This is a genomic window from Neisseria sicca VK64 (assembly GCF_000260655.1).
GTDB lineage: Bacteria > Pseudomonadota > Gammaproteobacteria > Burkholderiales > Neisseriaceae > Neisseria > Neisseria sicca_B.
In genome coordinates this window covers 1-7,473 of sequence record NZ_AJMT01000035.1, presented here as the reverse complement: position 1 = coordinate 7,473, position 7,473 = coordinate 1, and the positions used below count along the sequence as shown (strand labels likewise).

The window sequence follows — 7,473 nt, the reverse complement described above, 5'->3', positions numbered from 1 at the left end:
TCGGATATTGGGTTTTTTGATTGCCCAAAAGAGAGATGCCTTGCAGCTCTTCGGTATTGCGGGACATGAGGATTTCCTTAGTTTTTTTAATGTGGGAGGTTTTCGAACCACGAAAGGCGGATTGTAATATAAGGGAAACTATGTGTGTGATTTTTTTGATAATTATTTAGCGGTTGAACGCTAGGCTGGAAATGCAAAAAATGATAGGTGGGCGCGGATGTTTTGATGTGGCGGTAATGCCTTTGCAAAGCAATGCGGATTGAATTTAAACTGATTTTTAAATTTATGATTTTTCTAGTTAATTTTTCCGCATTAATCGTAAAAGTTAAAATTTTTTTGAAGTGTTTTCAGTAGTATCTCAAAAGTCATGTTTTGAGTTATAGAACTAAGGAGAAGCGCCATCTCTCTAATAAATTATGGGGTTTTCAATATAAACAATAAATTAAGTTGTCGGTAACCACAAATCTATCCTTTCTGAATACTGATTTTGTAGAGTAAGAATTCGGAATTACATACAAATTAGATGACTTATGCATAAAAAACGCCACTTGTTATCTTCTTGGACCGATTGTCAGATTTTCATTCGGAAAATAATCAGTTGAATTAGTATAGCGGCATTGAATAAGTATTTGGTATTTTGAGGCAAATGAGATTGTCATTATTTGTTCTGATTTGCAGCAGAAACAGCCAACAAATTTAAGAAGAGGATATTTATAATGAGTTTTTCACAAACCGACTTGGTCAACGCGCTGCGCCAACTTTCCGACCGCCTGCCTGAATTTTCAGAACAACAGGTAAGAACAGGGCGTCTGTTACGGGTAACAACCGAACGTCTAAGCAGTCATCTCAATGAAAATTTGAAAACTTTCGGTATCAACGAGAATTTATGGTTCGCTTTGATGGCGGTTTACGTCAGCCCTAAAAGCGAAATCCTTCCTTCGCGTTTGAGCGACTTGATGGATTTGACGCGTACCAGTGCGACCCGTCTTTCCGATGAGATGGTAGAACGGGGATGGGTAGGTCGTCATATCAACCAGCAAGACCGCCGCCAGATTGTGTTAAAATTGACACAGGAAGGTGAGTCTTTTATCCAACAAGTATGGCCGCAGATTTCCAGTAAGAGCGGTGAAGCTTGGGAAGATTTTACCAATGAGGATTATACCCAGTTGCAAAATCTGTTGGGCAAGCTGTTGAACCGTTTGGACAGCTGATCTGATGCAGTAAGAATTGTGGCAGGGATAAAAGTAAAAAACGGAGTCTGCCATGAAATCAAATATTGCCAAACGGGGCATCTGCATTATCGCAGTATCTGTACTTGCAGCTTGTGCGCAGTTTGGTAAACAAGCACCGTTGGAAGAACCAACGGTGTATTCTTTGCCCGATGGTAAGTCGGCATCCCTCATTCAAGACGGATGGTGGTTGCAATTAAAAGATAACAAACTGAATCAACTGGTTGCACAAGCTATCCAGACATCAACGGATTTGCGTATTGCCAAGGCGCGTTTCGAGCAAGCACAAGCGCAGCTGGGAATAACCGAAGCCGCCGGCAAAACGCAAATCGGTATGTCCGCGCGCGGGGTTGGAATGTATGTTGCACCCAAGCCCGCATCTTCCCGTATCGATACCGACCATACATTATTGTTGGCAAACGCGGCAGTACAGGGAAGTTGGACATTCGATTTTTGGGGAAAAAACCGTGAGCAGATTGCAGCGGTTTTGGGACGCCGTCAGGCAATTCTGTATGAAGCCCATCAGGCACGGATTGAGCTGGCGAACGCGGTAGCCAAGCAATATTTTATTTGGCAGGCTTTGAGCGAGCGTCAGGCTCTTGTGCAGGAACGTATCAATCTGTCAGAGAAAATGCAGCAATTGGTCTCACGCAGAATCCATGCAAACCTGATGCCCGCACAATCATTGTACCCGCTTGAATTGGCAAGTCAGCAACTTCAGTTGGAAAAAACGTCATTGGAACAACAGATTGCCAAAGTCCGACATGCTTTGGCAGTATTGAGCGGTAACGTGCCGGGAGCACTTTCCGAACAAGAACCCGGTAGGATGGGCGTGGTTCCTGTTGTGCCTGTGAATAGAATCCATGCGGATTTGTTAGCAGCCCGACCGGATATCGCGGCACAAAAATCATTATTGGAATCTAAGCTGCATACGGTTAAATCCACCGAAGCAGAGTTTTATCCCAATATTGAGTTAAAAGCCTTGGCGGGTCTTGGACATATTGATGCGTTCAATGTGGTAAGGGGTAAAACATCAGGCATGCTGGGTATTGTTCCTGCTATCAATCTTCCTATTTTTACGTCTGGGGCATTACAGTCAAAATTGGCAGGCAAACGCGCAGAATATAATGAGCAGGTGGCCGTGTACGATCAAACGGTTTTGAATGCGATGCGTTCTGCTGCGGATGCTGTTGTAGATTACCAAAGCCTGCAAAGCAAACAGTCTACTTGGGATAAAATGCTGAAAATATCCGAAAAGTCGGTTAAAAATGCTCAGGGTAGAGTGAGGGCGGGATTGGATAATGGTCTCAGCGCATTACAAAAACAAGATGATATGTTGCAAGTGAAAATGCAATTGGTGCAGTATCAATCTGAACGGTTGATTGCATGGAGCAATCTGAATGCCCAGTTGGGCGGTGGGTTTAAAACGCAATAGAAGGTTTTCAGACGACCCCTTTCCTTTTAATCAAGTCAATTGGCGATATTTTGGATATGCATTTAACGTTTAAATGTATGTATTCAGAATGTCGCCAATTGCTTTTTGGTTGTCAGGAATCGGTATTGCTTTGATGACTTTGAAATGATTGTTTGCGCCTAATGGTAAAAGGGGATATCCAAATGGTTTTTAAATATGATTGTTACTTGATTGAGTAACGATGCGGCTATAGAATGCACCTCTGTATGTATTTTTCAGTATTGTCTATTCTATTAAAATCAATGAGATATTAGTGGGATGGGGTGCATAAGGAAAATAGTCTGTAATTACCCAGGTTAAAATGAAATCATGGATGCGAATCTAGAAAATAATGAACAATTACGCAATTCAGGGACAAAAAGTTCAAGGGTGGGGCGTAAACGCGGGCGTAATCTGGCAGTTATTACACTGCTTTTTATTTTGATTGCAGTCGGTGTGGCTCTTGCGTATTTCTTATTCTGGCAATATGAGGAAGAGACGGAAGATGCCTATGTTGCAGGTCATCTGGTGCAAATTACCCCTCAGGTCACCGGTACGGTAAGGAAAGTGATGTATGACGATACTGATGTGGTCAAAAAAGGGGATGTCTTGGTTGCGTTGGACGACAGCGATTTCCAGCTGGCTTACGAGCGTGCTCAAAATGAATTGATTCAGGCAATTCGTCAGAATAAACAACAAACTGCGGTTAACTCAAAAGCAAAAGCGCAGGTTCTTTTGCGAAAAGCCGAATTGGCAAAGGCTCAGGCAGATTTGCGCCGACGTGAAGCTTTATCGGGAACGGATGCGATTTCAGGTGAAGAGTTGAGTCATGCCCGTGCTGCGGTGATTCAGGCGCAAGCGGCTTTGAAGGCAGTGGAAGCGGAAGAGACTTCTGCACAAGCAGTTTTAGGTAATAATATCCCTCTGCGTCAACAACCTGCGGTGCAAACAGCCATCAGCCATATTAAGGATGCATGGCTGAATCTGCAACGCACCCAAATTCGCGCGCCGATGAATGGACAGATTGCCAAACGAAATGTTCAAGTTGGGCAGCGTATTGCCCAAGGTTCCCCAATGATGGCTGTGGTTCCTTTGAGCAATCTTTGGGTGGATGCTAACTTTAAAGAATCGCAACTGCGTCAAATGAAAATTGGTCAACCTGTTGAAATGACTGCTGATTTATATGGAAATAAAGTGGTCTATCATGGCAGGGTGATGGGTTTGTCAGCGGGTACGGGCAGTGCATTCTCCCTTTTACCGCCGCAAAATGCGACGGGGAACTGGATTAAGGTTGTGCAACGTGTTCCGGTCCGCATCAGTTTGGATGCGAAAGAGTTGCAGGCTAATCCGCTTCGTGTCGGTTTATCTATGAAGGTAAAGGTTGATATTGCAGGTGCCGGCTCAGGAAAAAACATGACGGCTGCCGCTGATAAAAATGTAGAATCCCCAGAAACTGAAGGCGTAGATTGGGCTGCCGCCGATGCGTTGATCGATAAGATTTTTGAGAAATACGCTAAGTAAAAATGTTTTCAGACGACCTTTCATGCGTTGAATTGCTGAGAATGTGGGTATTTGATAGCAAGTAGATATCGAAGCGCATGAGGAAGCAAAGTTGTGATGGATTAAATAATGCAGGGCAGAACTTTGTTTGTGGCTTGCGATGATGTGAATATTCATCAAAGAGGTCGTCTGAAAAGGGATGTGTATCTAAGCGCAATCACTGTGCAATATATTGAATGAGTAATAGCGAAGAAATATGAATTATCCGCCATTGCAGGGTGTTAGGCTGGTGCTGGTTACGTTGGCGCTCAGCCTTGCCGTTTTTATGGAAGTCTTGGATACCACGATTGCCAATGTTGCAGTACCGGTAATTGCCGGGGACTTAGGGGCAGCGACTACTCAGGGTACTTGGGTCATTACATCATTTGCTGTGGCGAATGCGATTTCAGTACCGCTAACCGGATTTATGGCAAAACGGTTTGGCGAAGTAAAACTGTTTATCGCCTCCGTAGTGGGATTTGTTTTGCTGTCGTGGTTGTGCGGCATTGCACCCAATCTTCAGGCTTTGGTGATCTTCAGGGTGTTACAAGGCTTTGTAGCCGGACCGTTGATTCCGCTGTCGCAAAGTTTGTTAATGGCATCGTATCCTCCTGAAAAACGGACATTGGCTTTGGCATTGTGGGCAATGACCGTTGTCGTCGCGCCTGTTTTAGGTCCTATTCTCGGCGGTTGGATTTCGGATAATTGGCATTGGGGTTGGATTTTCTTCATTAACATCCCTATCGGTATTATTTCTGCACTTATTGTGTGGCAGCAATTGAGGGATAGGGAAACAGAAGTGGTTAAGACGCCGATAGATTACATCGGTTTGGTCTTGATGGTGGTTGGCGTCGGTGCGCTGCAAATGATGCTTGATAGAGGTAAAGAGTTGGACTGGTTTGCCTCTGGAGAGATTATTGTGTTAGGCATCGTTGCATTGGTATGTCTGACGTATTTTGTGGTTTGGGAGCTTGGCGAGAAATACCCGATTGTCGATTTTTCTTTGTTTAGCAACAGAAATTTTACGATAGGCGTACTGGCAACTTCATTGGGCTTTATGGTTTACATGGGTACGCTCACGCTGTTGCCGCTGGTGTTGCAGTCTAATCTTGGCTATACCGCAACATGGGCGGGCTTGGCGGCTGCACCGGTGGGCTTCCTTCCTATCTTGTTGTCCCCGATTATAGGTAGATTCGGCAACCGCATTGACATGCGTCTTCTTGTCACCGCAAGTTTCTTGACGTTTGCTTTTACTTTCTATTGGCGCACTGATTTTTATGCCGGAATGAATATGAGCAATGTTGTTTGGCCCCAATTCTGGCAAGGCTTGGGTGTGTCCATGTTTTTCCTTCCGTTGACCAGCATTACATTGTCCCATATTAAATCCGATCAAATTGCATCAGCAAGTAGCCTGTCTAATTTCTTGCGCGTCTTCATGGGTGGTGTGGGTGTATCCATAGTCAGTACCATGTGGGAGCGGAGAGAAGCTTTGCATCATACGCAACTGAGTGAACAGATTAATCCATATTCGAGTTTGACTGTTCAAACAGTTCATGAAATGACGAATCGGGGGCTGAGTGAACAGCAGGTTTTGAAAAATATTTCCGATGCCATTACGCAGCAAGGCTTCATTATGGGATCAAACGAGATTTTTCTGGCTGGCAGTATCTTGTTCATCGTCATGATTTCCATAATTTGGTTTGCTAAGCCGCCGTTTAATGGGAGTTCATCAGCAGGGCATTAAATATCACAAAGGTCGTCTGAAAATTTTCAGACGACCTTTGCTGTTGTAGAAGATAGTTAAGGTTAACCTGATTACTTACAGGTTTAGTTTGTCCAGATGGCGAGCAAGAGATTGAACAATTTCTTCTGCTACCTGTAATTTCTCTTTCTCAGGGAAAGATAGTTCCTCGTCATCCGTAATAATAGTAATCTGATTGGTAGATTTTCCCATTGCCTGAGAAACGTCATTGGCAATCAGCATCGGAATGCCTTTGCGTAAACGTTTTGCTCGAGCATATTCCAAAACTTTTTCACTTTCTGCTGCAAATCCAATACAAAAAGGAGGTTTGGGTAAGGCTGCTACAGATGCCAAAATATCAGGATTGGCTTCCAATTCAAGGGTCGGGGTATCTTTTGAATTTTCTTTTTTCAATTTGTGCGGACTGCTGTTTTTTACCTTATAGTCAGCCACAGCGGCTACGGAAATAAAAACATCCTGATCTTCAATATATTTATGAACGGCATCGTACATTTCTTTGGCGCTAATAGCCTGTTTCATATGATAGAGACCGGTCGGCAGGGGAGTCTGTAACTGTCCATAAATCAACGTAACTTGTGCGCCGGCCATTCTGCATGCACGGGCTAGGGCAATGCCCATTTGACCGCTGGAAATATTTGTAATTCCACGGACCGGGTCAATCATTTCCAAGGTCGCGCCGGCAGTAATTAAGATTTTTTTGCCGGCAAGTATTTTCGGCGTCCATAAATCATGAATCAAATCGGCAAGTTCAACAGCTTCAGGCATTCTCCCTATCCCGATTTCACCGCAAGCCTGTTCGCCATAGGATGGCTGGAAAACCGTGATGTCGTCTGAAATCAGTTGTTGGATATTCCTCTGATTGGCAGGATTGTTCCACATCTCCACATTCATCGCCGGAGCGACTGCCATGGGGCATTTTCGTGCTGCTGCCAAATTGGTCAGCAGATTATCAGCAATACCGTTGGCGATCTTGGCAACCGTATTGGCAGTAGCGGGAGCAATTAAAAAAACATCCGCTTCTCGGGTTAAATCAATATGACTCATTCCTCTAGTCGAGTGACCATCGTGCGTATCGACTAGAACAGGATTTCCGCTTAATGCTTGAAACGTAAGGGGGGTAACAAATTCAGTGGCTGCACGGCTCATTGCTGCCGTTACAGAATGTCCTTGTTTTTTTAGTAATCGGACCAACTCACATGATTTATAAGCCGCAATACCACCGCTTATCCCTAAAAGAATGTGTTTACTCATTACAGCAACCCAATCCAATTTGAATCAAATAAGTCATAATACTAACATGGATACTGTTCAAAAAAGTAACAGGGACTTATGGGTGGATGGCTTTAGGTTGTGAGTTGAAGCTCGGTATATTTGAAATTGTTTCGGATATTTATGATAAAGGTCGTCTGAAAGGGATTTCAGACGACCTTTACTGTTGATTGAGTTTGGTTTGAGAATATTTTGAAATAAAAGTCTTTGTATTTCAGGTT

General features: G+C 43.9%; 5 protein-coding genes, 1 pseudogene and 1 riboswitch. Of the genes and pseudogenes, 4 read left to right on the top strand and 2 right to left on the bottom strand.

What is annotated here, in order from left to right; translation table 11 throughout:
- A pseudogene (locus HMPREF1051_RS14075) lies at positions 1–67 on the bottom strand (NADPH-dependent 7-cyano-7-deazaguanine reductase QueF); the annotation flags it as partial.
- Between the two features lie 4 nt (positions 68–71).
- A riboswitch (PreQ1 riboswitch) is annotated at positions 72–117 on the bottom strand.
- Positions 118–716: 599 nt separating this feature from the next.
- On the opposite strand from HMPREF1051_RS14075, the gene HMPREF1051_RS02260 reads away from it, so the two are divergent.
- The 4 genes from HMPREF1051_RS02260 (at position 717) to HMPREF1051_RS02245 (ending at position 5,965) form a co-directional block, all read left to right on the top strand.
- Positions 717–1,211 carry a MarR family transcriptional regulator gene (locus HMPREF1051_RS02260; RefSeq protein WP_003757030.1) on the top strand — a complete coding sequence of 165 codons (495 nt, stop codon included), beginning with the start codon at positions 717–719 and terminating at the stop codon, positions 1,209–1,211.
- A 52-nt stretch (positions 1,212–1,263) separates the two neighbouring features.
- Complete coding sequence (locus tag HMPREF1051_RS02255) at positions 1,264–2,664, top strand: efflux transporter outer membrane subunit (RefSeq protein ID WP_003763838.1); 1,401 nt, start codon at positions 1,264–1,266, stop codon at positions 2,662–2,664.
- 348 nt (positions 2,665–3,012) lie between these two features.
- On the top strand, positions 3,013–4,203 hold the full coding sequence (locus tag HMPREF1051_RS02250; protein WP_003763833.1) for an efflux RND transporter periplasmic adaptor subunit: 1,191 nt from the start codon (positions 3,013–3,015) through the stop codon (positions 4,201–4,203).
- A 235-nt stretch (positions 4,204–4,438) separates the two neighbouring features.
- A complete protein-coding gene (locus tag HMPREF1051_RS02245; protein ID WP_003763839.1) occupies positions 4,439–5,965 on the top strand; it encodes a DHA2 family efflux MFS transporter permease subunit in 1,527 nt (508 codons plus the stop codon).
- A gap of 75 nt (positions 5,966–6,040) precedes the next feature.
- On the opposite strand, the gene coaBC is transcribed toward HMPREF1051_RS02245, so the two are convergent.
- Positions 6,041–7,234: a bifunctional phosphopantothenoylcysteine decarboxylase/phosphopantothenate--cysteine ligase CoaBC gene (gene coaBC / locus HMPREF1051_RS02240; protein ID WP_036491355.1), complete on the bottom strand. Its 1,194-nt coding sequence runs from the start codon at positions 7,232–7,234 to the stop codon at positions 6,041–6,043.
- Between the last annotated feature and the right edge of the window lie 239 nt (positions 7,235–7,473).